We start from the raw sequence: 23,487 nt of genomic DNA, 5'->3' as shown, positions 1-23,487 counted from the left end.
TCAGCTCCGCGCCGACGCCGCGATCTCCAGGCGCTGACGCAGCGGATGCCGCAGCGGTTTGCCGAGCGCGTTCTTGGGCAGGATCCGGACGAACTGGAGCCGGTCCGGCCAGAGCACCCGGGCCACGCCCTCGGCCTCCAGGTAGTCGTGCAGGCCCTCCAGCGTCGGGGTGTCGCCCCCGCCGGGGATCACCACGGCGCAGACCAGGTCCGCTCCGGGCACGGCCGGGTCCGGGTAGCCGACCAGGACGGCCTCCACCACGTGCGGGTGCCGCTGCAACACGGCCTCAATGTCCAACGTGGACACTCGCAGGCTGTTCGCCCGGGTGATCAGGTCCACCCGCCGGCCGGTGATCCGGATACCGCCGCGCCCGTCGTCGCGGGCCAGGTCCCCGGTGTCGAACCAGCCGTCGTCGTCGAGCAGCGACTCGTACAGCTCGCGCTGGTTGAGGTAGCCCAGGCACTGGGAGGCGCCCCGGGCGTACAGCCGGCCCGCGTCCTCGCCGGGGTCGGTGTCGATCCGCACCTGCATCCACGCCACCGGCCGGCCGTCGCTGTGCGCCGCCCAGTCGTCCGGGTCGTCCAGCCGGGTGACGGTGACCGCGCCGTTCTCGGTCATCCCCCACAGCGCCCGCATCGGCACCCCGAACGCCTCCCCTACGTCCGCGATGAGCTGCGGCGCGATCGGCGCCGAGCCGGAGACGATCTGGCGCAGGGTCGGGGTCTGCACCGGCGCGCGACGCTGGGCGGCGAGCATGCCGATGACGAAGCCGGGCGCCGCGTACACGAACGTGCCGCCGTGCCGGGCGATAAGCGCCACCAGCAGCGCCATGTCGTCGCCGGAGTCCATCACCACCGCCGTGCAGCCCAGGTGGACGGGGAGGTAGACGGCGTGCGTGACCCCGGCCATGTGGGTGAGCACGCTGGGCAGCAGGACCACCTCGTCCGGGGCGAGCCCGAGCGGCTCCGCCGACGCGCGGACGCACGCGTACATCGTGTTCTGGCTGTGCACGACGCCCTTCATCGGGCCTGTGGTGCCCGAGGTGTGCAACACCAGGGCCGGCTCGTCGGGGCCGAGGGCGTCCGCCCCGTCGTCCGGGGCGCGCTGCTCCCACGGGGTGTCGACGAACACCTGCTGGAAGTCGACGGCGCCGACCCGGGCGGCGTCGCCGATCACCACCCGGTGCTCAAGCGTCGGCACGTCCAGCTCGGCGAGCCGGGTGGCGTAGTCGGTGCCGGCGAAGGTGTCCAGGGTGATGCAGACCTTCGCTCCCGTCGACTCCAGGACCTGCCGCAGCTCCCGGGTGCTCAGCATCGGGAAACCCGGCGAGCTGACCGCCCCGATCTGGTTGCAGGCCAGGTAGAGCGGCGTGAGCACCCACCGGTTCGGCAGGTAGATCATCACCACGTCACCGCGGCCGACGCCGAGCGACCGCAGCGCCCCGGCGAACCGGGCGACCATGGTGGCCAACTCGGCGTACGTCAGCGTGCGCGCGTGCTCGCCACCCTCGTACGTGATGATCGCCGGGTGGTCCGGGCGGTCGCGCGCCGCCGCGGCGAGGTCGTCGAGGAACGTCTCCGACCGCCACCAGCCCGCCGCGACGTACTCCTCGGCCTGTCGCTTGTCGACAGGTGTCAATGAATCCCACATGTTCGGTCGCCTCCCGGCCCTGCCCCGTCACGTCCACATGAGATGTGCCTGCCGGGCAAGCTACCACCCCCGACGACCGCTGTCGCGTCCACGAAAATCGTTGTTACGCACAGCAAACCCGCAGCTAGCGCCGCCGAAGACGGACCCCATTCAGTGACCTTGACAAATGATCAGACATGGACGACTCTCACCAGAGTCATAGATGCCTGTCGGGGTGCGCGGAAGCGTGGAGGTGTCATGCGGATCGGTGTTCTGGCATGGGATCACGGCGAGGAGGACGACGACTCGCCGGTCATCGCCGAGCTGGGCCGCGAGCGCGGTCACGACACCTCCCTGTTCACCGTCGAGGAGATCGACGTCGCGGCGGCAGCGGGCGGTGGCTCGGAGGTCATGTTCAACGGCGAGCTGGGGCGCTCCTTCGACGCCGTCATCTCCCGGGCGCAACTGCACGGCGACTGGCGTGACCGGGTGGAGCGGCTGATGCTCGCCAGCAACATCCCCGGGGTGACGATGTTCGACCCGGTCGAGGTGTGGCAGGCCGCCTACAGCAAGTTCCGGATGATGCAGGTGCTCGCCGACGCCGGCCTGCCCGTGCCACCCACGCGGGCCTGCCGGACGCCCGCCGACGTCGAGGCGGCGAGCCGGGAGTGGGGCACCGTCGTGGTGAAACCGTCGTACGGGCGCGCCGGCATCGACGTGGAGCGGATCACCAACGTCGCCGACGAGCTGCCGCTGATCGAGACGCTGCTGGCCCGCTACGGGGTCCTGGTGTGCCAGCCCTACTACCCCACCCAGTACGGCGAGTACCGGCTGACCGTGTCCGGCGACACGATGCCGATGAACATGGTGAAGTATCCGGCCGTCGGGCAGTGGAAGACCAGGACCCTGCTGGGGGCGAGCTTCGAGCGGGTGGACATCCCGCCGGAGCTGGCGGACATCTCGATCCGGGCCACCCGGGCGATGGGGATCACCCTGTCCGGGCTGGACATCCTGCCGACCGAGGACGGTTACGTGATCCTGGAGTGCAACGCGATCCCCGGCAACCTCAACATCCTCGGCAAGGAGTCCCAGCGGCTCGCCTTCGAGGCGATGTACGAGTGGGTGGAGGCCCGCACCCCCTGCTGACCCGGCGATCCGGTCCCCCTACCTGCCCCCGCTACGGACGGAGTGTCGATGCAGCATGCCCTGGCCGACTACGACCTGACCGAGCACGGCCCCGGTGAGCAGTTCGCCCGCGCGGTGCTCGCCTCCGACGGCGGCGACGTCGACGTGCCGATCGCCGCGTCCCTGCCGACCCTGTTTCCGCTCGCGAAGCACCGACCCCGCTACACGGTGCGGCACCTGCTCAAGAGCGCGACGGTGACCGAGGAGCCGGTCACCTACGTCAGCGAGGCGCCGACCCCGGGCACCCCGGAGATCGCCGGCACCAGTTACGAGGCCAGCCCCGAGGCGACCTTCGTGCCCCGGCTGGTGCAGACGAAGTTGACCGAGGTGACCGCCGGGGTGGCAGTGCCGCCGGACCTGTTGCGGGACCCGACGCTGCTGGCCGGCTTCGTGGACTACCGGGTGCTGGTGCGGCTGGGCACCATCGAGAACGAGGTGCTGCTGCACGGCAGCGCCGACTCGGTGATCCCCGGCCTGATCGGCCTGCCCGGCGCCCGGCGGCGGGCCGCGCCCGGCGAACTGACCGCCGAGGTGATCACCGCCGCCGGCGAGGTCGAGGAGATGGGCGGGTCCTGCGACGCGATAGTGGCCCACCCCAACCGCTACTGGGACCTGCTGGGCAGCGGGATGCTGGCCCGACTCGGCGAGGTCGGTATCCGGGTCAGCCGCACTCGGATGATCGCGCCGGACCAGGTGCTGCTTGGTGACTTCCGGGCGGCGGTCACGCTGCTGGAGTCGGGCACCTCGCAGGTGAGCCTGTGCCGGGGTGCGGGCCCGGACGGGTCCGACGTGATCACGGCAGGTCTGCGGCTGGGCCTGGCCGTGCACCTGCCGCAGCACTTCCTGCTGCTCGACCTGCGATGACGCTGGACCTGCGATGAAGGTGGTCTACCTGACCGGCTGGAACCGCAGCGGCTCGACGGTGCTGGGCAACCTGCTCGGTGAGCTGCCTCGGGTGGTGCACGTCGGTGAGCTGTACTACCTGTGGCGCAACGGTGTCCTGCGCGTCGGCACCAACACGTCCTGCGGCTGCGGCGAGGCGCTCACCGACTGTCCGTTGTGGAGTCGTGTCGTCGACCGGGTCGGCGGGTCCGATCCGGCGCGGGCGGCCCGCCGGATCGTGGCCGAGCAGCGACGCCACGTGCGGGTCCGGCACACCGGCGTGCGGCTGGCCGAGGTCGCGGGGCGTCGGCCACGGCCGGCCGGGGTGACCGAGGTGGCCCGCCGGATGATCGGGACGTACCGGGCGGTGGCCGAGGAGACCGGCGCCGAGGTGATCGTCGACGGCTCGAAGTACCCGGCCGAGGCCGCCGTGCTGCTCGGCGACGCCGGACTGGACCTGCGGGTGCTGCACCTGGTCCGCGACCCGCGCGCGGTGGCGCACTCGTTCGCCCGTCCCAAGCAGTACCTGCCGCGGATGAGCGCGGCCCGCAGCACCGGGATGTGGACAGCGATAAACGTGGCGTCGGACCGGATCGGGCGGGCGGCCCCGGAACGCTACCTGCGGCTGCGCTACGAGGATTTCGCGTCCGCCCCGCGCGACGTGCTGGCTCGGGTGCTGCGGTGGGCCGATCTGCCCGGCGAGCCGCCCGTCGGGCCGGACGGGAAGGCCGTGCTGGGCGTCAACCACACGGTGACCGGCAACCCGGACCGGCTGCGGCGGGGGCCGACGACGATCCGGCCCGACCTGGCGTGGCGCGACGCGTTGCCGGCCCGCGCCGCGGTGGTCGCCACCACACTCGCCGCCCCGGTGCTGCGCCGGTACGGCTACCCTTTACGACCCTGAGGGAGTGGTTGGTATGGATCTCGGTATCGCGGGACGGGTGGCGCTTGTCGCCGGCGCCAGCAGCGGCCTCGGCCGGGCCACGGCCCACGCGCTCGCGGCCGAGGGCTGCGCCCTGTCGGTGGGGGCACGCAACCCGGAACGGCTCGCCGAGGCCGCCGAGGAGCTGCGCGCGGCGGGCGCCCCGGACGTGCTGGCCCGACCGGTGGACATCACCGACGAGCAGGGGGTGGCCGGCTGGGTCGCCGACACCGTGGCGCACTTCGGCGCGCTGCACATCGTGGTCGCCAACGGCGGCGAGGTGCCCGGGGGCCCGGTCGACAGCTTCGGGCTGGACGCGTACCGGCAGGCGCTGGACGCCGCCTTCCTGCCGCACGTCGGCCTGACCCTGGCGGCCCTGCCGCACCTGCGCGCGGCCGGCTGGGGCCGGGTCCTCATCGTCGCCTCGGAGACGGTCCGCCAGCCGATTCCTGAGTACGGGCTCTCCGCCGCCGCCCGGCCGGGCCTGCTGGGCTTCACCCGCGCCCTCGTGCAGGCGCTCGGGCCGGGCGACATCACTGTCAACGTGCTGGCCCCCGGCTACCACGACACCGAGGGCGTACGCGCCGACTACGGCTCAGCGGCCGACGCCCGGCTCGCGGAGATCGGCGCGGGCATCCCGCTGGGCCGGGTGGGTCGTGCCGGGGACTTCGGCGCGGTGGCCGCCTTCCTGGCCAGCGAGGCCGCCTCGTTCATCACCGGTACCTGCCTGCTTGTCGACGGTGGACGAACCCGCGGCCTCGGCTGAGCCGCCCGGGGCGTACGCGTCCATGGCGTGCAACGACCGGCCACGCAGCGCCACGGCGACGAGCAGCAGGTACGCGCCACCGAAGGCGGCAAGCGTGGGGACGAGCCCGACGGCCCCGACGGACCAGCCGGCCAGCAGCACCGACAGCGGGGCGCCGCTGAGCGCGACAGCGCTGCCCAGCCCGAAGACCCGACCCCTGGCCTCCTCCGGCACGTGTTCGAGGGTGACCGTGGTGAGCAGCGGGTTGAGCGGTCCGGCGGCCAGGCCGAGCAGCAGGCAGATGCCGATCAGCACGGCCGGTGGCGGGGTGGCCGCGATGGACAGCCGCAGCACGCCGATGACCACGAAGCAGCCCAGCATGGTGCGCCGCCGGCTGGCCAGCAGGCGGCGGCTGGCCGGGGCGTACAGGAAGGTGCCGAGCACCGCTCCGCAGCCGGACGCGGCGATCAGCCAGCCCAGGTACCGACCGTCGTGCAGCACGTCGTGCGCGTAGACGGGTAGCAGCACGGGGGTGAACGCCGCGTCCAGCAGGTTGGTGACGAACACGAATGCGGTCATCGCGGCGATCACCGGCATCCGTCGTACCAGCGTCGCGCCCTCGAGAAGTTGCCGCGCGAAGCCGGCGCGGCCGGTCGTCGGCGCGGCGGCCAGGGCGGGCACCCCGACGGTGACCAGCAGCGCGGCGAGCAGCAGGCCGGCCGCGTCGACGTACAGGCCGACTGCCGCGCCGAGGGCGGCGACCAGCAGCGCGGCCAGTGGCGCGCCGACCACCAGGCCGAGCCGGGGCGCCGCCTGGTACCACGAGTTGGCGGTCTCCAGTCGTACGCCGGCCGCCGCGGCGACCGGTCGGATCAGGCTCACCCGGGCCGCGTTGGCCGGCGTGGCGACGAGGCTGCGGGCGAACAGCAGCGCCAGCAGGGCGGGCATCGGCAGCCCGACGGTGGCGTCCAGCACCGGGACCAGGCAGGTGAGCAGGCCGGCGAGCGCGTCGGAGAGCACGCTCACGCGGCGGCCACCGAGCCTGTCGATCCACACCCCGCCGACCGCGCCCGCGAAGATCAACGGGAGGGTCCCGGCGAAGCCGGCGAGGCCGGTCGCCGCCGCGCTGTCGGTGCGCGCCAGCACGTACAGCGGCACGGTGACCACTGTGATCGCGTTGCCGAAGGACGACAGGTAGTGCGCGCTCAGCAGCGCCACCAGGCTCCGGCGTTCGCCCGCGCGGCTCATCGCAGCGCCGCCACCGCCCGGTCCACCACCGCGCCGGCGGTCACCCCGGCCCGTTCCAGCAGGTACCGCTGGTCGCCCGCCACATCAACGAACCCGTCCGGCACCGCCACCCGCAGCACGCGGGTGGGCCGGCGTTCGGCGAGCGCCTCCGCGACGGCGGAGCCCAGCCCGCCGCTGGGCCAGTGCTCCTCCACTGTCACCACCACCGGGCGGCCTGTCGCCCGGACCGCCGCGTCGAGCGTCTCCACGTCGAGCGGGCGGACGGTGTGCACGTTGAGCACCGTGGCACCTATCCCCCGGCGGGCCAGCTCCTCGGCGGCGTCCAGCGCGGCGAGCACCGGGTACGGCCCGCAGGCGGCCAGCACCACGTCGCCGCCGGAGCGCAGCGGCTGCACCCGACCCAGCCGGACCGCCGGCGCGTCCGGGACGCCGGCCGTGGCGAGGGTGGCCGCCAGATCCGGCGTCGCGGCGCGACCGAGCCGCAGGTAGACCGGGCCGGGTAGCTCCAGCGACTGCCGGAACAACCGGGCACAGGCGTCGGCGTCGGCCGGCGCCACCACTGTCATGTTCGGCAGCGTACGCATGATCGCCAGGTCTTCGAGGGCGTGGTGGGTGGGCCCGAGGTGGCCGGCGGCCAGCCCGCCGTGGGTGGCCACGATCCGTACCGGCAGATTGTTGAAGGCGATGTCCACCTTCACCGCCTCCAGCGCGCGGGTGCTGGCGAAGGTGGCCATGGTGTTGACCATCGGGATCCGTCCGCTGCGGGCCAGTCCGGCGGCGACGCCCATCAGGTTCTGCTCGGCGATGCCGAGGTTGACGTAGCGGTCGCCGGCCGGCCCGAAGTCGACGCCGCCGAACAGGCCGGTGTCGCTGTCCAGGCAGACCAGTCGGGTGTCCGCGGCCATCAGCTCGACGAGCAGGTCCCGGTAGACGTCCCGCCCGGCGCGCGGCGCACCCGTCGGGACCGCCGTGGCTGCCGGGCCCGCCGTGCTCATCGGATCCCCCGGCGTACGGCCCGCAGCGCCCGCCCTCGTTGGGTCTCGCCGAGCCGGGCGAAGTGGCTGCGCACCTGACCCTCCACGTAGGGCAGCCCCCGACCCTTGACGGTCCGGGCGATGACGGCCACCGGTCGGCCCGCGCCCGGCTCCGTCAACGCCGCACGCAGCGCGCCCCGGTCGTGCCCGTCCACCTCGCGGACCGTCCAGCCGAACGCCCGCCACCTGTCGGCCAGCGGTTCCAGCGTGATCACGTCCTCGGTGCCGTCGCCGAGTTGCAGGCCGTTGCGGTCGATCACCGCGGTCAGCCGGTCGAGCCCGAGGCTGCCGGCGGCCATCGCCGCCTCCCAGACCGAGCCCTCCTGCAACTCCCCGTCGCCGAGTACGACGACGCAGCGCCTGTCGCTGCCGTCGAGCCGGGCGGCGAGCGCGTGCCCGACGCCGAGCGCCAACCCGTGCCCGAGCGAGCCGGTGGGCATCTCCACGCCGGGGACCGCACGGTTCGGGTGGGCCAGGAACGGCCCGCCCGGTGCCGCGTACCCGTCGAGCCACTCCACCGGGAAGTAGCCCCGGGTGGCGAGCACCGCGTACAGGGCGATCGCCCCGTGGCCCTTGCTGAGCAGCAGCACGTCGCGGTCGGGCGCCTGCGGTCGCGTCGGGTCGACCCGCAACACCTCGTGGTACAGGGTCACCAGGATCTCCACGAGCGACATCGAGCCGCCCAGGTGCCCGCCGTCGGCGCTGGCGCACATCGCCACGATCAGCTCCCGCACGCGTACCGCGACCGCCGCCAGGTCGACGGCGGCCGGCTCGGCGATCGCCAGCGGTTCCCGGGGCGGCACGTCAGGCCCCGCTCGGGGTGAGGCGGAAGCCGTTGACCTGGGGGGCGGGCGACGGTGGCGCGGTCGACACGCGTGCGTCCAGCTCGCGCAGCGCGTGCCGCAGCACCGCGATCCCGCGCAGGTAGTCGGCCAGCACGATGTGCTCGTCGTCGGAGTGGTCCAGGCTGCTGTCCCCGGGGCCGTACGTGGCCATCGGGACGTCCCACTGCTCGGCGAGCACGTTCATGTCCGAGGTGCCGGTCTTCACCTTCAGCGCGGGTCGGGCCCGCTGCGCGCGGATGCCCGCCGAGAGCGCCCGGACCACCGGGTTGCGGTGATCGGCGCGGCAGGCGGCGACGCGGTTGACAACTGTCAGATCACCATCGGGCGTACGCTGCGCCAGCTCCCGCAGCAACCCGTCCACGTCGTACCCGGGCGGTGTGCGCACGCTCAGCTCGGCCTCGGCCCGCACCTGGTCGGCGCGCAGCGAGAGGAGGGTCGCGCCGGGCCTGTCGAAGGAGCCGTTGCCGCTTTCCGGGCCGAGCAGCTCCAGCAGCGTCGTCCAGCAACGCACCGCCAACTCGGACGCCTTCGCCACCGGGTTGCTGGGATGGGTGGCCGGCACCGACACCCGGTAGGACAGGTCGAGTTTGCCCTTGTACCCGAGCGTGATCGTCGACCAGCCGCTCGGTTCGCCCACCACCACCGCGTCCGGCCGGGGCAGCCGCCGTCGGATCTCCCGCGACCCGCGCGACGCGATCTCCTCCTCGACCGCGCCGACCACCACGATCCGTCCGCCAATGTCCGCCGACGCGGCGGCGCACACCATTGCCGCGAGCGGTCCCTTGGCGTCCACCGCGCCCCGACCGTAGAGCCGGCCGTCCTCGGCGCGGACCGCCGGACCGCCCGGCACCGTGTCCAGGTGGCCGATCAGCAGCACCACCGGCCCGTCGCCGCGGCCGATCTCGCCGACGACGTTTCCGACCGGATCGACGTACGCGTCGAAGCCCAGCTGCCCCATCGCGTCCACAAGCGACCGGGCCAGCGCCGCCTCGTGGTACGACGGCGACGGCGTCTCGACCATGCGGCGCAGCAGTCCGGCCGCGAAGGTGTCCGTGACGACTCCCGGCCGCACCTGCGGCGAGCCGCGTTCGGGCCGCAGGCGCGGTGAGCCGCGTTCCGGCCTCAGTGGCGGCGGATCGGCTTCGGTGGCGTCCTCAGGCATTCGCGCTCCTCATGGTGATCTCGGTGGCGGCGCCGGCCAGCGCCGACCGGACGGGGTCGCCGCGTCGGCCGTCGGCGACCAGCACCCGGCCCACCCCGCCGAGCAGCGCCTCGCGGGAGGCGATCAGCTTCAGCGCCATCCCGCCGCCCACGCCGGGCGGCACGCCTGTCGTCGGCACCGCGCAGCGGGCCAGCACCGACAGTTCGTTGCTGGGGTCGGTCAGCACCCCGGGGGCCCCGGTGAGCAGGACCAGGGTGCGCGCGCCCAGCGCGGCGGCGAGGGCTGCGGCGGCGCGGTCGGCGTCCACGTTCACCGGCCGGCAGTCCTCGCCCAGCGCCGGCGGCGACACCACCGGCACCGTGCCGGCCGCCAGCAGCACCCGGAGCAGGTCGGGGCGTACGCCGACAAGTCGCCCGCCATGGTTGTCGCGCAGCACCATCCGGCGGCCGTCGACGGCCGCCCGGTGTACGGGCGTGCGCCGGGCCCGCAGCAGGCCGGCGTCCAGCCCGGTCAGCCCGACCGCGTCGACCCCGGCTCGGGCCAGCGCGGCGACCAGCCGGGGCTTGACCGCGCCGGCGAGGGCGAGCACGACGACCTCGAGGGTGGCCGGGTCGGTGTAGCGGGTGTCCACCCCGTCGTCGTTGACCATCCGCCGGTGCGGCACGCCCAGCCGGTCCCCGAGCGCGCCGATGTCTGCGGAACCGCCGTGCACCAGCACCACCCGCTGGCCGGCGTGCACCAGCTCGGCGACGTCGGCGCAGACCGCCACCGCGTCCACCCCGGCAGTGCCGCCGCACTTCACCACTGTCAGCTCGCCCGGCGGGGCCGGTGGGGCGTTCACGCCGGGTGCAGGCCGGGGAACTCCAGCCCCAGCCGCTCGGGCCAGCCGTAGCGGACGTTGAGGCACTGCACCGCGTTGCCGGCGCCGCCCTTGACGAGGTTGTCCAGTGCCGCGACGAGAAGCGCCCAGCCGCCGTCCGGGTCGACGGCGAACCCGACGTCGCAGAAGTTGGAGCCGGCCAGGATCTTCGGCTCCGGCAGCCGGTACGTGCCGCGTCGCGCCGCGACCACCCGTACGAACGGCTCGTCGCGGTAGTAGCGGCGGTAGACGGCCCGGGTGGCGACCTCGTCGACGCCGTCGGCAAGCGGCACCCGGCACAGCACCTGCACGCCCCGGACCGCCTCCACGCCTGTCGCTGTCATCCGCGCCGGTACGCCCACCGCCTGGGTGATCTCCGCCTGGTGCCGGTGGGCGGTCGGGGCGAAGACCCGCAGCGCGCCGCTGCGCTCGGCGTGCACGTTCGCCGCCGACGGGGTGCTGCCGGAGCCGCTGGAGCCGGTCCGCCCGTCGACCGTCACCTCCCCCGCGCCCAGCAGGCCCGCGTCGACGAGCGGGTGCAGGGCGAGGATCGCGGCGGTGGCCATGCAACCGGGCACACTGATCCGGTCGGCGTCGCGCAGGTGCTTGCGGTGCAGTTCGGGCAGACCGGTGACGAACTCGGCGAGCAGGTCGGGCGCGGCGTGTGGGCCACCGTAGTACGCCGCGAAGACGGCCGGATCGCGCAGCCGGAAGTCCGCCGACAGGTCGACAACCGTGTCGGCCAGGTCGAGCAGGCCGCGCATCGCGCCCATCGCCAGCCCGTGCTCGGTGGCCAGCAGCAGGACGTCGTGCCGGCCCAGATCCTCCGGGGCGGTGAACGTCAGGTCGGTGAGGCCGCGCAGGTTGGGGTGGGTGGTGCTGACCCGCCGTCCGGCGAGCCGGCGCGACGTGACAGTTGCCAGCTCCATCCTCGGGTGCCCGAGCAGCAGGCGGACCAGCTCGCCGCCGATGTAGCCCGCGCCGCCGACGATCGCCGCGCGGACCGGCCCGGTCCGGCCGGTCACGCCAGCCTCGCCAGGACGTGGTCGACGATCCGGGCGGCGACGTCGACGGTTCCGTCGTACGCCTGCTCGAAGCCTGTGAACTCGACCCCGGAGTTGACCTCCAGGACGTGCAGCCGGCCGGTGTCGTCCTCCACCAGGTCGACGCCCGCGAGGTCCGCGCCCACCGCGGCGGCGGCCGTGGTGGCCAGCTCGACGATCCGGTCGGTGAGCGGGCACCGCTCGGTGCGGGCGCCCCGGGCAACGTTGGTACGCCAGTCCGCGCTGTACCGGTACACCGCGCCGAGCACCGCGCCGCCGACGACCACCACCCGGATGTCGCGGCCGGGTTTGCGGACGTACTCCTGCACGTACACGATGTGCGCCTGCGGGCCGGGCAGCGCGGCCACGTACTCCAGCACGGTGCGCGCCAGGTCCGGGTCCGGCACGGTCGTGACCAGCCGCCCCCACGACCCGACAAGTGGTTTGACGACGGCCGGGTAGCCGATCGCGGCCAGCGCGGACAGCGCGGCCTCCGGGGTGGCGGCCAGTGCGGTACGCGGGGTGGGCAGGCCGGCAGCGCGCAGCGCGAGGGAGGTGTGCCACTTGTCGGCGCAGGTCTCGATGGCGGCCGCGGAGTTGACGCCGATCACGCCCAGCCGTTCCAGGGCGCGGGCGGCGTAGCCGGCGCGGATCTGGCCGATCTCCCGGTTGAGCACGAGCCGCCACTCGGGTGCGGCACCGTCCAGCGGCCACCACGCGGTCCGGGTGTCGACGTGGGCCACCGCGACGTTGCGGCGTTCCAACGCCTCCAGGATCCGCTTGTCGTCGACCCGCAGCCGGGACGTGAGCACCGCCACCGAGGCCGGTTCACTCACCCCAGTCCTCTTCGACCTCGGGGGCCGGCGCGAGCGTCACCGGCTGCACCGTGACGACCTCCAGCTCGATCTGGCACTCGCCGCACTCGACCAGTTCGCTGAGCCGGGGCGCCTCGGCGAAGCTCACGTCGGCGGCGCACTCGGGGCAGCGGGCGCTGGTCTGTTCCTGGACAGTCACGGGAGGGCTTCCGTTCCTTCGTGGGGGCCGGGGACCGCTCCGACCATAGGAATCCCACCCCCGGTACCGCGTCCGCGCGCCGTCGACACCGAGTCAACGCCACGATGACCCCGGGCCGTCCGCGTGACACGACTGTCGCAGCCGCGTTCGACCGAGTAACATCGCGATCATCGATGTGTTGAATTCACCGGCGGCAGTACGTAAGGCGGGGGAATGTCAATCCGGGTTCTTGTCTGCGACGAATTGCCGATTGTCCGAGATGGCCTCCGTACGCTGCTGGGCAGCGAGCCCGATGTCTCCGTGGTGGACACGTCGGACAGCGGCAACCACGCGATAATGCTGGCCCGCACGCACCGTGTCGACGTCATCGTCACCGGCCTGAAATTGCGCGGCATTTCTGCCGTCAATCTCATTCACAAAATCAACGCCGAGAAATTGACTCCCCGACCCCGTTTCGTGGTGTTCGCCACCGACGACAGCGACGACCTGGTCAGCAGCGTGTTCCAGGCGGGCGTCAACGGGATCCTGATGCCCGACGCGACCTGGGAGGAGGTCGCCGCCGCGGTGCGCGCCGCCGCCGCCGGCCAGACCACTCTGGCCCCCCGGATCGCCGACCGGCTGGTCGACTGGTTCCGGCGTCGACAGCCGTACCCGGAGGAGGTCTTCCAGCCGGCCGTGTCCACCCTGACCCCACGGGAACGGCAGGTGCTGCTGCTGATGGCGGACGGAAAGTCCACCGAGGAGGTCGCCACCGAGTTGTCCATCGGCCTGACCACCGTCCGCACCCACGTCTACCGGCTACGGTGCAAACTCAACGTCAAGGACCGGGCCCAGTTGGTGTCCTTCGCCTATCGCGCCGGCCTCATGCAGCCGGCCTGACCCCTGCCGTCAGGCTGCCGTGCCCCGCACGGCCCAGGCCCGCGCGGTGAGCCGGATCGAGCCGTCCGGCTCGATCGGCAGCCGGGTGGCCAGCAGGTCCCGCAACGCCTCCCGCTCCGGTTCGCCCAGGGAGGTGACGTACGACGGTGCGCTGCCCTGCCCGCCGAGGAACGGTCGCCAGTAGTCGGCGAAGTCGGCGAAGATCGTGGGCACGTCCACCGGCCGGACCGACACCTCCGTCAGGCCGGCGTCCACCCAGAGCGCCCGCAGGGCGTCGGGCCCGGCCACCGTGCCACGATTCGCCTCGTCCCGCGCCGCCGAGGCCGGGTCGAGCTGCGTGGTGGCGGCCCAGAAGTGCCGCATCATCGCCATGCCCTCCGCGTAGTCCCACACGTACGCGGCCACCTCCCCCGCCGGCCGGACGACCCGGGCGAACTCGGCCACCGCCCGCGCCGGCTCGGGCACGAAGTTGAGCGTCAGCCCGCTGACCACCACGTCGACGGCGCGGTCGGGTATCGGCAGCGCGCGGGCGTCACCGACGTGGAAGCTCGCGCGGGCGTCCTCGACGCGGGCACGCGCCTGGGCGACGAAGCCCGCCGAGGGGTCGATGCCGGTGATCCGGGCGGGATCCGCCTCGACGAGGACGGTCGAGGTCAACGCACCGGTGCCGCAGCCCACATCCAGCCAGTGCCGGCCGGGTGGCACGGCGAGCCCGCGCACGAAGTCGGCCGCGACCAGGCGGCTCCACCGACCCACGTACGCCTCGTACGCGTCACCGTCCGCCCACACCGGGTGCGCCATTCCGGCACCATACGACGGGCGGGGCCGCCCCACGGCGCAGACGCTCAGTCGAGATGGTCCCCGGGAGCCGTCTGGAGCAGCCACGCCAGCGGCATCCGCGCGCACTCCTCGTACGACCCGTCGCCACCCAGCCGGTGCAGGGTGACCGTCTGCGCGCCGTCGCGGTCCACCACCCAGTACTGCGGGATGCCCGCCAACGCGTACTCGCGGACCTTGGTGACCGAGTCCATCGCCTCCGAGCCGGGCGAGACGATCTCCACCACGAGCACGATCTCCGTCACCGCGGCCCAGACGCTGCGGCTCGGCGGCTTGCGCCACACACTGAGATCGGGAATCCGGCCGCCGTCACCATCCGGCCCGGGAATCCGCACACCAGCGACCTGGAGCACCTGCTCGGCGGGCCAACCAGCCATGATCAGCCAGGCGAAGAGCCGACTGGCGATCATGGCATGTTCCGAATCGGGCGGCGGCATGACCGACAGGACCCCCTCGGGGCTGGTCTCGTAGCGGTGGCCGTTCGGATCGGCGGCATTCATCGCCGCCACGTCGTCGAGCGTCACGACGGCGGGCATGTGCATGCCAACAGCCTCAGCGCTCATACGCCTCATCCTAGGCGACAAGCGCTGGCAGCTCGGGTAGGTCACCTCCTGACGCTCGGGGAAGGAAACCCCGGCATCGCCGCGCGACGGAGGTGGCTACTGTCGAGCCATGCCGCTGCGTCCGGACGAGGTCGAGGTGTTCGAGCGCTCCCGGGCCCGCCTGGAGGCGATCGCCTACCGGCTGCTCGGCTCGGCCAGCGACGCCGAGGACGCGGTCCAGGACACGTTCCTGCGCTGGCAGGCCGCCGACCGGGAACACGTCGAGACGCCCGAGGCGTGGCTGACCCGGGTGCTCACCAACCTTTGCCTCAACCAGCTCACCTCTGCACGTGCCCGGCGCGAGACCTACGTGGGCACCTGGCTGCCCGAGCCGGTCCTCGCCGGGGACCGGATGCTCGGCCCCGTCGACTCCGTCGAGCAGCGCGAATCGGTCTCGATGGCGGTGCTCACCCTCATGGAGAGGCTGTCGCCGAACGAACGCGCGGTGTACGTGCTGCGCGAGGCGTTCGGCTACGCGCACGGTGAGATCGCCGAGATCCTCGGTGTCACCGAGGCGAACTGCCAGCAGCTCTACCGGCGCGCCAAGCAGCACGTCGGCGCCGACCGGGTCCGCGCCGAGGTCGACGGCGCCGCCGCGCGGAAGATCGTGACGGAGTTCCTCACGGCCGCCAACAGCGGCGAGATCCAGCGGTTGGTGCAGTTGTTGACCGACGACGCGACGAGCGTCGGCGACGGCGGCGGCAAGATCCCGGCCCGGACCACACCGGTCTCCGGCGCACTGGCGGTGGCGAAGTTCCTGCGTGGCCTGTTCCGGCCGAGCGACGTCAAGCGGAACCTGGTGGGCGGCAGCCCCGCGCTCTACGCGGAGGTCGTCAACGGCGGCCCCGCGGTGGTGGTGGTCATGGACGGCCGGGTCGTCGGCGTCATGTCCCTGGAGGTGACACCCGAGGGTGTCGCGGCCATCCACACCCAGGTCAACCCGGACAAGCTCGAACGCGCCACCCGCCAGTGGCCCACCGTCGAACACTCTGAACCGCTCCTGCACGCCTGGTGACCCAGGTCATAGCCGACTCCTGTCAGCAATCGCGTCGCTGTCCGGTTCAGGAAGCGACAACCACCGAGACAGGAGCGCCACCATGAAGCATCGCATCGTCGTCCTCGGGGCCGGCTACGCCGGAGCGATCGCCGCCGGACGTCTCGCCAGGCGACTGCACGCCGACGACGTCGACATCACAGTCGTCAACGCCGCCGCCGACTTCGTCGAGCGGGTCCGCATGCACCAGCTCGCCACCGGGCAGGACCTCACACGCCACGAGCTGAGCGAGGTGTACGCGGGCACCGGCGTGCGGGTCCGCCTCGCCCGGGTCACCGCCGTCGACGTCGAGCACCGGACCGTCGCGGTGACCGACGAGCGTGGCGCCGACGAGCTCGCGTACGACACTCTCGTCTACGCCCTCGGCAGCGCCGCCGCAGACCACGGCGTGCCCGGTGTCGTCGAGCACGCGTACGACGTCTCAGGCCGGCCGTCGGCGCTGCGGTTGCGCGACCGCCTCGCCCAGCTCGCGGCCGGCGGGACCGTGCTCGTCGTCGGCGGGGGCCTCACCGGTCTCGAAGCGGCCACCGAGATCGCCGAGGCCCGCCCCGACCTCGACGTCGCGATCGCCGCCCGCGGCGGCCTCGGCGACTGGCTCAACGAGAAGGCGCGACAGCACCTGCGGGGCGTCTGCGACCGGCTCGGCATCATCGTCCACGAGCACACCGACATCGCCCGGGTGGAGGCGAGCGGGGCGCTCACCGGCGACGGTCGGACCATTCCGGCCCAGGTGACAGTGTGGACGGCGGGCTTCGCCGTCCACCCCATCGCCGCCGCCACGACCCTGACGGTCGCGGCCACCGGGCAGATCGTCGTCGACGACACGATGCGCTCCGTCTCGCACCCCGACGTGTACGCCGTCGGCGACGCCGGACTCGCCGCCGGGCCGGGCGGCAGGCCGCTGCGGATGTCCTGCGCCTCGGGAACCCCGATGGCCTGGCAGGCCGCCGACGCCATCGCCGCACGCCTGACCGGTCGGACGAGGATCCCGAAGGCCCCGCTGCGCTACTTCAACCAGTGCATCAGCCTCGGCCGCCGCGACGGCATCATCCAGTACGTGACCGCCGACGACCGCGCCAAGCCGGCCCTGCTCGCGGGAAGGTTGGCGGCCCGCTACAAGGAGGTCGTCTGCAAGGGCGCGGCCTGGAGCGTCTCCCACCCGATCTTCTACCCGGTGCGCCGCCGCCGCGTCACCACGGCGCGATCGGAGACCGCCGCGACGATCTCGTGATCGGAGTGTTGACTCGATCGTCATGCTGGAAGCCGAAGCCCTCGCCCGTACCGCCGTAGGAGGACTCGTGCGCAAGCCAGCCAGGACCGCCGCCGCCCTCGTCGGGCTCGGTGTCGGCGTCGCGGTCGGCCCGTCCCTCGGGCCGGCCGCCGTCTGGTCCGGCGTGGCAGTCGCCGCGCTCGGCGTCGCGCTCTTCCTGGTCGGCGGCACGGAGTCCCGTCTCGTCGAGGACGGCCTGGTCGACCGCGACGAGGTGGCTGACGACGCGACGACCCCCGGCGACACGGCCGGCCCGCAACGACGACGACGCAACCGGGAGTCGACGACTCTCAGCGGTCTCGGCACCCGGGTGGAGCAGATCCTCGACCTCGCCGAGCAGCAGGCCGACGACCACCGCGCCAACGCGCGCAGCGAGGCGGAGGGCATCGTGACCGCCGCGCGACGGGAGGCGGAGACAATCCTGAACCGGGCGCACGAACAGGCTGCCGGGATCACCGGCACCCGCTGGGAACCCAATCCGATACCGCCCACCCGAGTGTCGGCGGCGGACGACGATCCGAGCCGTCACGCCTGACGGAAGCGGATGCGTTCAAAGGCTTCATCGAGCGACGACTACGAATCAGCGCTCAAGTGACACCCGAGGCCAGGGCTGCGCGGGCCGCACACGTCCAGAAGACGGGCTACGGAGAGGGATTCATGTTGGGTAGTGTCTGCGTCGCTACTGCACGTGCAGCACGCCGGCATCCCTCGCCGCGCAGTCGACCGGAAGGACGACATGGCCAGCATCGAGCAAGTCAAAGCCGCCCTCGCCCAGGCAGCCGAGCAGAGCAACACGACGACGAGCCAGATCCGGGCCACCATCGAGAGCACCGAGCAGGTACTTGCCCGCCTGCGCGCGGTCGCCGCCGGCACCGGGCACCCTGCTCTCTCCGAGGCCATCGCCCGAGCAGAGCAGAGCAAACAACGCCTGATCGAAGCAGCCACCACTCTCCAGGGCAGCACCGCGGCAGCCCGGCAGTACATCAGCATCCTTGGCTGACCGTGAGCATCGGTGAGGTCAAGGCAGCGCTCAGGGAAGCGAGCCAACTGCTCGACCAGGGCAGAACAACTGTCGAAGGTATCGGCGACTCCTTGAACGAGGCTGCTGGCTTCATGCTCGCCACGCTGCATGACAGTCGACGGGACGAGGCCGAGAAGGCCCGCAAGGCCATCGCCGAGGCGGTACGCGAGGTGAAACTGGCCCTCCGCGCCATCACCGCCGCACAGGAGAGTGGGAACGAGTTCGAGAAGGCGCTGGGGTGAGCAGCCTGCTTGCCCAGGTGGTGGCCCAGCTCAGATCCACGATCGACCGACTGGACGCACTCGCGGTCCAGGCGAACCGTGCCGCGACGGATGTCGCCGAGGGCAACGCCCGGTACGCCGGTGTCGGCAGGGGCACCGACCATCCGAAGTTACGGGCGGCGGTGAGCCAGAGCCGCACCGGCGCGGACAAGGCCCTCCGGATTGCCCGGTTGAGCAGCGACGCCGCCCGTAACGTCGCCGACTTTCTGAACGTCATCGCCCCCGGTTCGGCACCGCAATCGGCGGCAGCCGCCTCCGGGCCACCGTCCGGCGAGGACCTCCTGGCGGACAGCGACCGTCGTGATATCGCTCGCGCCAAGGCGCGGGGTTGGGTCAACCGCTCTCTGCGGAAGGCCGATGATCTCCAGGAGCACGCGGCCAACGCCACCGACAAGACTCAAAAGTTGATCAAAGTTTTCACCAACCCCAATGGTCCTTCGGGGACACAATCAACGGGCACTGGCACCCCCACGGTCCCGGCATCGGCACCTCGGGCGAGGATCGATGGTGCCGAGGCCGCAGGAAATCTCGTGGTAGTTGGCTTGCTGGCAGGTGTGGCGGCAAGCCGGTTGGCAACGACGACCGGCAAATTGATTGCGAGGTTTTGGAGACGTGGACGTTAGTGCACTCAGCAACCTGATTCGGGCGTTGGCCCGTGCTGACTGGGATACCGCCGATGCCTTGGTAGGCGAGATCGGCGGGAGCGGCTGGGTCGGCGGCCTTCAGGTCATTGGGGCTGCGTTCGCCCTCGCCGTCCACCGGCGCTTCGACGCAGACGCTACGCCGACCGAGGTGGCTGCCTGGGTCTCGGCGACCCGTGCGCAGTACGAGGAAGGAGACACCCTGCCAGCCCTCGAGATGGAAGGCCTCATCCGCGCCGCCCTCGGCGAGGAGGAACTGGCCGACAACATTCCCGCCGAGACCATCATCGCGGCTGAAGTTTTCGTTCTCGGACAGCTACTCCTTGAGGCGAAGATGTCGCCGGCCGAGCTTGATGACTTCGTGGACGACGCGGAACAAGTCGCAGCCGAGTATCTGTAGGCAGTTGGCATCGCTAACGCTGAGCACCGGCTTCCGCAAGAATGTGCGGGGCAGTGGTTCAACCACTGCCCCGCCCCGCAAGCCTCAGCACGTCAGTGAGACGCCTTGATGCTGCCGATGAACATGCCCCAGGCCGCCGGCTCGAAGCTCAGCATGCCGGCGTCGGGGGCCTTGGAGTCGCGCACGTCCACCTGAGCGCCGCGATCCCGCACCTCGACGCACTGACCGTTGTTGCCGGACCGGCTCGATTTGCGCCAGGCGTTACGTGACATCCTCGCTCAACTCCTTGATGAACCTGATCGACTCGGCCGGTGACCGCGCCAGTGTCCTCAGATTGTCGTACGCCGCCGACAGCCGCGCCAGGTCGCGGCTCGACTCCAGGAACAGCTCGCCGGCCAGAGTCTCGATGTAGCCCAGCGGCGGATCGTCCGGCTCGAAGTCGAGCAGGACGAAGCCGCTGCTGATCGCCAGATGGGCGCCGGCCTCGAAGCGCAGCACCTGGATCGTGACGTTCGGCAGCCGGCTCAGCGTGACCAGGTGGTCGAGCTGCTCACGCAGCACCGCCGGACCGCCGACCTCGGTCCGCACCGACGCCTCGGAGAGGATGGCGTGCATCCGCAGCGGTGTCGGCTTGCGGTGCAGCACCTCCTGCCGCGTCATCCGAGCGGCGACCCGCTCCTTGACGCCTTCGGGGTCGGTCTCCCGGCCGATGAGGTTGACCTCGCGGGCGTACGCCTCGGTCTGGAGTAGACCCGGCACCAGCATCGGCTCGAAGTTCTTCAGCTCGACGGCCTCGGTCTCGTAAGCGATGTAGGTGGCGTACTTGCCGCCGAGGCGCTGCCACCAGCCCTCTTCGCGCAGGCCACGCGCCTGCTCCAGGACCGACGTGCCGGGCTCCTCGTCAATCTTGACGCCGTAGGCGACCAGCAACTCCATGACGTCGCCGACGCGAGGCTTGATCTCGCCGGACTCGATCCGACTGATCCGCGACGGCGAGCAGCGGACGACTCCCGCCGCGCCGTCACCGGTCAGTCCCTTTGCTTCACGTAGCTTGCGCAGCTCCCGGCCGAGCCTGCGGGAGCGTGGTGTTGCAGGAGTGAATCGAGGCATGCGCATATCGTGCACCACCATCACCCGGTTGTCTTCCCTCAACCCGATGCGTGTCAATGTTGATCACATCGAGAAGCTTGCTTTGCATCACTTGATGCGCAACTCTGACTACTGCACGCAATGAACAGGTTCCACAGGGTGCGTGGTCGGTGAAGGGTCACACGTTGCGTGACCCACGCCAGGAGGCGAGGTGATGCGTGATTTCCGGAGTGGCGGCGATGGTGTTCGGAGGGCTGGTGCCGGGGTTTCTGCTCGGGCTGCTGGCGTTTCGGGTGAAGGCGAGGTGGTGCCCCCACTGCGGCCAGCACACCCAGCCGCTACCCGAGGGACGCGACAGGTGACCGGGCCAGCGTTGGAGCGCGACGAGCCCGTCGGAAGGCGGGTGGCCCGGTGGCGGGCGCGACGTCGGATGACCCAGCAGATGCTCGCCGACCGACTCGGCAAGTCGAAGAGCTGGGTCGACAAGGTCGAACGCGGCGTACGCGGCCTGGACCGCTACTCCGTCGTGCAGGAAATCGCCGAGGTGCTACGCGTCGACCCGGCCGTCCTCCTCGCCTCCCGCACGCCGCCACCGACGGCCACCATCGGCCTGGACGGCGTCGACGCGGTCCGCGCCGCCCTGGCGCACTACCACCACCGGCCCACCCGCACCCTGCCTGCCGGCGAGGTCCAACGCCACGTCGCGCACGCCTGGCTCAGCTACCAACACGCCCACTACGCCCCACTTCTCAGGGCGCTACCCGCACTGCTCGACGCCGCTCACACCACACCAACCCTGCTGTTGCCCACGTACCGGATCACCGCCTGCATACTCGTCAAACTCGGCGAGCCCGACCTCGCCTGGCTGGCCGCCGACCGGGCCGTCACCGCCGCCGCCGGCGACCCCGTCCGCGTCGGTGCCGCCACCATCAGCGTCGCCCAGGCGCTACGCGCACTCGGCCGCGACCGACTCGCCCTCACCGCGGCGCTCGCTGCCACCGGCACCGCGGCCCACCCTGGGGTACGCGGAACACTGCTCCTCCAGGCCGCCATGGCTGCGGCCGCCTGTGCCGAGCGCCGCCGCGTCGAGGACCTGCTCGACCACGCCACCGCCCTGGCTGACCGCAGCACCGGGGACGACGACCCCCACCACACCGCGTTCGGGCCGAGCGCCGTGCTGGTCGCCCGCTTTCTCACCGCCCTGCACCTCGGCGACACCGACCACGCCGTGCACCAGCACGAGCAGGCCGTCCGCCGCGCCGACTGGCCTCGACTGCCCGCGGAACATCGAGCCGCCCACCTCATTGACGCTGCCCGCGCCTACCTCGATCTCGGCGACCTCTCTGCCGCCGGACACTCCCTCGCCGACGCCGACACCATCGCGCCCGCCGAGGTCCGCTGCCGCCCTGCCGCCCGTACCCTCATCGCCGAGATGGCTCACAGCGGCTCCGCAGCCACCGACGTGGCGCGACTGGCCACGTTCGTCGGGCTCACCCGATGAGGCCGGATCTGCTCGGCGACCTGCTCCGGGCAGCGCGCCGCGCCCCGCAGACCGGTGAGATCCGGTCCATGGGGCGCGGGAGGAGCAGCCTGTGCCCCCTCAGTGGTCGGTGGCGCACAGCGCCGTTTCGACGCTTTCGTTCACGTCGGCGAGCATCTGCTCACCGGTCGGCAGGGCGGTCACCGCGACGACGGCGCTGCGGCCGTCCCTGGTGACGAGGTTGCGGGTCTCGAAGCCCTGGATGTCGCCGCCGTGGCCCCAGGCGTCGCCGCCGCAGGGCAGCTCGTGCCGGGCGATGCCCAGCCCGTACGCGTACTCGCCGGTCGGCTCGAAGCCGGGCGCGGGCACTGTCGTCATCATGGCCGCCTGCTGCGCGGGCTTGAGCAGCCTGCCACCGACGAGCGCCTCGAAGAAGGTCCGCAGCTCGTCCGGGGTCGACACCAGTTGGCCGGCGGCCCAGCCCAGGGACGGGTCCATGTCGGTGACGTCCACCCACTCCGCGCCCGGGGCCACCGCGACGTAGCCGCGCGGGTGCGTGCCCCGGAGGCGCTGCTCGCCGACGCCCGGCCAGTACGTGTCGCGCAGACCGAGCGGCCTGATGACGCGGTTGGTGATCTCCTCGCCGATGGGTCGTTCGGTGACCTGCTCGACGATGAGCCCGGCGAGGACGTAGTTGGTGTTGCTGTACTCCCACTTCGCACCGGGCGTGAAGTGCGGGGCGTTCGTGAGCGCGGCGTCCACCAGCCGGCGCGGCTGGTAGTACGAGTGGCTCTTGTCGACGATGTCCTGCGGCTTGGTGAACAGCACGTCGTCGTAGTCGGAGAGGCCGCTCGTCTGCTGCAACAACTGACGTACGGTGATTTTGCCACCGTCGTTGCCGTTGCCCCGCACGACGCCGGGCAGGTAGTGCTCGACCGTGGCGTCCAGGTCGATGCGCCCCTCCCCCACCAACTGCAGGACGACCACTGCGGTGAAGGTCTTGGTGTTGCTGCCGATGCGGACCTGGCCGTCGCGGGGGACCGGGCCTGCGGTGTAGTCGCGGACCCGCCCGTCGGCGCCCCGCACGGAGGCGAGCACGCCGGGGAAGCCGTCCTCGCTGACCAGCCGGCCCAGGTGCCGCTGCACGGTGTCCCGTGTGCCGGCGGGCCGACTGGACTCGGCGGCGGCGAACGCCGGAGGGCCGGTCAGGACGGCGACGGCGGCCAACGCCCCGGCGGCGACCCGCATGGTCCGACGACGGCGGGTGGAGGGAGGGGCTTGCAGGGTCATGACGACTCCTCGGTAGCGGAACGCTTGATGCCATCAATGGTTCAAGAATTCCGATACCGGGACGATCCCTCCTGC

General features: G+C 72.2%; 26 protein-coding genes and 1 pseudogene. 13 read left to right on the top strand and 14 right to left on the bottom strand.

Annotated elements, in window-relative coordinates; all coding sequences use genetic code 11:
* On the bottom strand, window positions 1–1,650 hold the full coding sequence (locus ACLQ26_RS01060) for an AMP-binding protein (protein WP_425742668.1): 1,650 nt from the start codon (window positions 1,648–1,650) through the stop codon (window positions 1–3).
* A gap of 237 nt (window positions 1,651–1,887) precedes the next feature.
* On the opposite strand from ACLQ26_RS01060, the gene ACLQ26_RS01055 reads away from it, so the two are divergent.
* From ACLQ26_RS01055 to ACLQ26_RS01040, 4 genes are read left to right on the top strand one after another with little or no spacing between them, the layout of a single operon-like run.
* Window positions 1,888–2,775, top strand: coding sequence for an ATP-grasp domain-containing protein (locus ACLQ26_RS01055; RefSeq protein ID WP_425742667.1), 888 nt, complete (start codon window positions 1,888–1,890; stop codon window positions 2,773–2,775).
* Between the two features lie 48 nt (window positions 2,776–2,823).
* Window positions 2,824–3,678, top strand: a complete 855-nt coding sequence (locus ACLQ26_RS01050; protein WP_425742666.1) for a family 3 encapsulin nanocompartment shell protein — start codon at window positions 2,824–2,826, stop codon at window positions 3,676–3,678.
* 13 nt (window positions 3,679–3,691) lie between these two features.
* A complete protein-coding gene (locus tag ACLQ26_RS01045) occupies window positions 3,692–4,600 on the top strand; it encodes a sulfotransferase (protein ID WP_425742665.1) in 909 nt (302 codons plus the stop codon).
* A gap of 13 nt (window positions 4,601–4,613) precedes the next feature.
* On the top strand, window positions 4,614–5,384 hold the full coding sequence (locus ACLQ26_RS01040; RefSeq protein ID WP_425742664.1) for an SDR family NAD(P)-dependent oxidoreductase: 771 nt from the start codon (window positions 4,614–4,616) through the stop codon (window positions 5,382–5,384).
* A gap of 45 nt (window positions 5,385–5,429) precedes the next feature.
* On the opposite strand, the pseudogene ACLQ26_RS01035 reads toward ACLQ26_RS01040, so the two are convergent.
* From ACLQ26_RS01035 to lysW, 8 genes and pseudogenes are all read right to left on the bottom strand, one after another.
* Window positions 5,430–6,611: pseudogene (locus ACLQ26_RS01035) on the bottom strand (MFS transporter); the annotation flags it as partial.
* Window positions 6,608–7,606 (bottom strand): transketolase family protein, encoded by a 999-nt coding sequence (locus tag ACLQ26_RS01030; protein WP_425742663.1) that lies wholly within the window; start codon window positions 7,604–7,606, stop codon window positions 6,608–6,610. The pseudogene ACLQ26_RS01035 and the gene ACLQ26_RS01030, both read right to left, overlap by 4 nt.
* A complete protein-coding gene (locus ACLQ26_RS01025; RefSeq protein ID WP_425742662.1) occupies window positions 7,603–8,448 on the bottom strand; it encodes a transketolase in 846 nt (281 codons plus the stop codon). The genes ACLQ26_RS01030 and ACLQ26_RS01025 overlap by 4 nt, the downstream gene beginning before the upstream one ends.
* Before the next feature lies 1 nt (window position 8,449).
* Window positions 8,450–9,652, bottom strand: coding sequence for a [LysW]-lysine hydrolase (locus tag ACLQ26_RS01020; protein ID WP_425742661.1), 1,203 nt, complete (start codon window positions 9,650–9,652; stop codon window positions 8,450–8,452).
* Window positions 9,645–10,493 (bottom strand): [LysW]-aminoadipate kinase, encoded by an 849-nt coding sequence (locus ACLQ26_RS01015; protein ID WP_425742660.1) that lies wholly within the window; start codon window positions 10,491–10,493, stop codon window positions 9,645–9,647. The genes ACLQ26_RS01020 and ACLQ26_RS01015 overlap by 8 nt, the downstream gene beginning before the upstream one ends.
* Window positions 10,490–11,536 (bottom strand): N-acetyl-gamma-glutamyl-phosphate reductase, encoded by a 1,047-nt coding sequence (gene argC, locus ACLQ26_RS01010; RefSeq protein ID WP_425742659.1) that lies wholly within the window; start codon window positions 11,534–11,536, stop codon window positions 10,490–10,492. Before argC ends, ACLQ26_RS01015 begins: the two co-directional genes overlap by 4 nt.
* Window positions 11,533–12,390 carry a RimK family alpha-L-glutamate ligase gene (locus ACLQ26_RS01005; RefSeq protein WP_425742658.1) on the bottom strand — a complete coding sequence of 286 codons (858 nt, stop codon included), beginning with the start codon at window positions 12,388–12,390 and terminating at the stop codon, window positions 11,533–11,535. Before ACLQ26_RS01005 ends, argC begins: the two co-directional genes overlap by 4 nt.
* Window positions 12,383–12,568, bottom strand: a complete 186-nt coding sequence (lysW, locus tag ACLQ26_RS01000) for a lysine biosynthesis protein LysW (protein WP_425742657.1) — start codon at window positions 12,566–12,568, stop codon at window positions 12,383–12,385. The genes ACLQ26_RS01005 and lysW overlap by 8 nt, the downstream gene beginning before the upstream one ends.
* 213 nt (window positions 12,569–12,781) lie before the next feature.
* On the opposite strand from lysW, the gene ACLQ26_RS00995 reads away from it, so the two are divergent.
* Window positions 12,782–13,447 carry a LuxR C-terminal-related transcriptional regulator gene (locus tag ACLQ26_RS00995; protein WP_425742656.1) on the top strand — a complete coding sequence of 222 codons (666 nt, stop codon included), beginning with the start codon at window positions 12,782–12,784 and terminating at the stop codon, window positions 13,445–13,447.
* Window positions 13,448–13,456: 9 nt separating this feature from the next.
* Here ACLQ26_RS00995 and ACLQ26_RS00990 read toward each other — a convergent pair whose 3' ends face one another.
* Window positions 13,457–14,248 carry a class I SAM-dependent methyltransferase gene (locus ACLQ26_RS00990; RefSeq protein ID WP_425742655.1) on the bottom strand — a complete coding sequence of 264 codons (792 nt, stop codon included), beginning with the start codon at window positions 14,246–14,248 and terminating at the stop codon, window positions 13,457–13,459.
* Between the two features lie 44 nt (window positions 14,249–14,292).
* Entirely contained in the window at window positions 14,293–14,847 is a 555-nt protein-coding gene (locus ACLQ26_RS00985; protein WP_425742654.1) for a Uma2 family endonuclease, read from the bottom strand.
* A gap of 109 nt (window positions 14,848–14,956) precedes the next feature.
* On the opposite strand from ACLQ26_RS00985, the gene ACLQ26_RS00980 reads away from it, so the two are divergent.
* The 7 genes from ACLQ26_RS00980 (at window position 14,957) to ACLQ26_RS00950 (ending at window position 19,553) form a co-directional block, all read left to right on the top strand.
* Window positions 14,957–15,901 carry an RNA polymerase sigma-70 factor gene (locus tag ACLQ26_RS00980; protein WP_425742653.1) on the top strand — a complete coding sequence of 315 codons (945 nt, stop codon included), beginning with the start codon at window positions 14,957–14,959 and terminating at the stop codon, window positions 15,899–15,901.
* An 82-nt stretch (window positions 15,902–15,983) separates the two neighbouring features.
* Window positions 15,984–17,171, top strand: coding sequence for an NAD(P)/FAD-dependent oxidoreductase (locus tag ACLQ26_RS00975; protein WP_425742652.1), 1,188 nt, complete (start codon window positions 15,984–15,986; stop codon window positions 17,169–17,171).
* Window positions 17,172–17,238: 67 nt separating this feature from the next.
* The gene (locus ACLQ26_RS00970; RefSeq protein WP_425742651.1) at window positions 17,239–17,745 is read left to right on the top strand and encodes a DivIVA domain-containing protein; all 507 of its coding nucleotides are present in this window, start codon (window positions 17,239–17,241) and stop codon (window positions 17,743–17,745) included.
* 201 nt (window positions 17,746–17,946) lie between these two features.
* Entirely contained in the window at window positions 17,947–18,210 is a 264-nt protein-coding gene (locus ACLQ26_RS00965; RefSeq protein ID WP_425742650.1) for a hypothetical protein, read from the top strand.
* 2 nt (window positions 18,211–18,212) lie between these two features.
* Window positions 18,213–18,473 carry a hypothetical protein gene (locus tag ACLQ26_RS00960; RefSeq protein WP_425742649.1) on the top strand — a complete coding sequence of 87 codons (261 nt, stop codon included), beginning with the start codon at window positions 18,213–18,215 and terminating at the stop codon, window positions 18,471–18,473.
* A complete protein-coding gene (locus ACLQ26_RS00955; protein WP_425742648.1) occupies window positions 18,470–19,135 on the top strand; it encodes a hypothetical protein in 666 nt (221 codons plus the stop codon). Before ACLQ26_RS00960 ends, ACLQ26_RS00955 begins: the two co-directional genes overlap by 4 nt.
* On the top strand, window positions 19,125–19,553 hold the full coding sequence (locus tag ACLQ26_RS00950; RefSeq protein WP_425742647.1) for a hypothetical protein: 429 nt from the start codon (window positions 19,125–19,127) through the stop codon (window positions 19,551–19,553). Before ACLQ26_RS00955 ends, ACLQ26_RS00950 begins: the two co-directional genes overlap by 11 nt.
* 92 nt (window positions 19,554–19,645) lie before the next feature.
* Here the strand turns inward: ACLQ26_RS00950 and ACLQ26_RS00945 are convergent, their stop codons facing one another.
* Together ACLQ26_RS00945 and ACLQ26_RS00940 are read right to left on the bottom strand one after the other, a co-directional pair.
* The gene (locus tag ACLQ26_RS00945; RefSeq protein WP_425742646.1) at window positions 19,646–19,825 is read right to left on the bottom strand and encodes a DUF397 domain-containing protein; all 180 of its coding nucleotides are present in this window, start codon (window positions 19,823–19,825) and stop codon (window positions 19,646–19,648) included.
* Window positions 19,815–20,663, bottom strand: coding sequence for a helix-turn-helix domain-containing protein (locus ACLQ26_RS00940; RefSeq protein WP_425742645.1), 849 nt, complete (start codon window positions 20,661–20,663; stop codon window positions 19,815–19,817). Before ACLQ26_RS00940 ends, ACLQ26_RS00945 begins: the two co-directional genes overlap by 11 nt.
* A 409-nt stretch (window positions 20,664–21,072) precedes the next feature.
* Here ACLQ26_RS00940 and ACLQ26_RS00935 point away from each other — a divergent pair, with 409 nt between their 5' ends.
* Window positions 21,073–22,143, top strand: coding sequence for a helix-turn-helix domain-containing protein (locus ACLQ26_RS00935; RefSeq protein ID WP_425743122.1), 1,071 nt, complete (start codon window positions 21,073–21,075; stop codon window positions 22,141–22,143).
* 99 nt (window positions 22,144–22,242) lie between these two features.
* Here the strand turns inward: ACLQ26_RS00935 and ACLQ26_RS00930 are convergent, their stop codons facing one another.
* The gene (locus tag ACLQ26_RS00930) at window positions 22,243–23,412 is read right to left on the bottom strand and encodes a serine hydrolase domain-containing protein (protein ID WP_425742643.1); all 1,170 of its coding nucleotides are present in this window, start codon (window positions 23,410–23,412) and stop codon (window positions 22,243–22,245) included.
* Between the last annotated feature and the right edge of the window lie 75 nt (window positions 23,413–23,487).

Source organism: Micromonospora sp. DT43 (genome assembly GCF_049841645.1).
Taxonomy (GTDB): Bacteria; Actinomycetota; Actinomycetes; order Mycobacteriales; family Micromonosporaceae; genus Micromonospora.
This window is presented reverse-complemented; position numbering and strand designations above follow the sequence as displayed.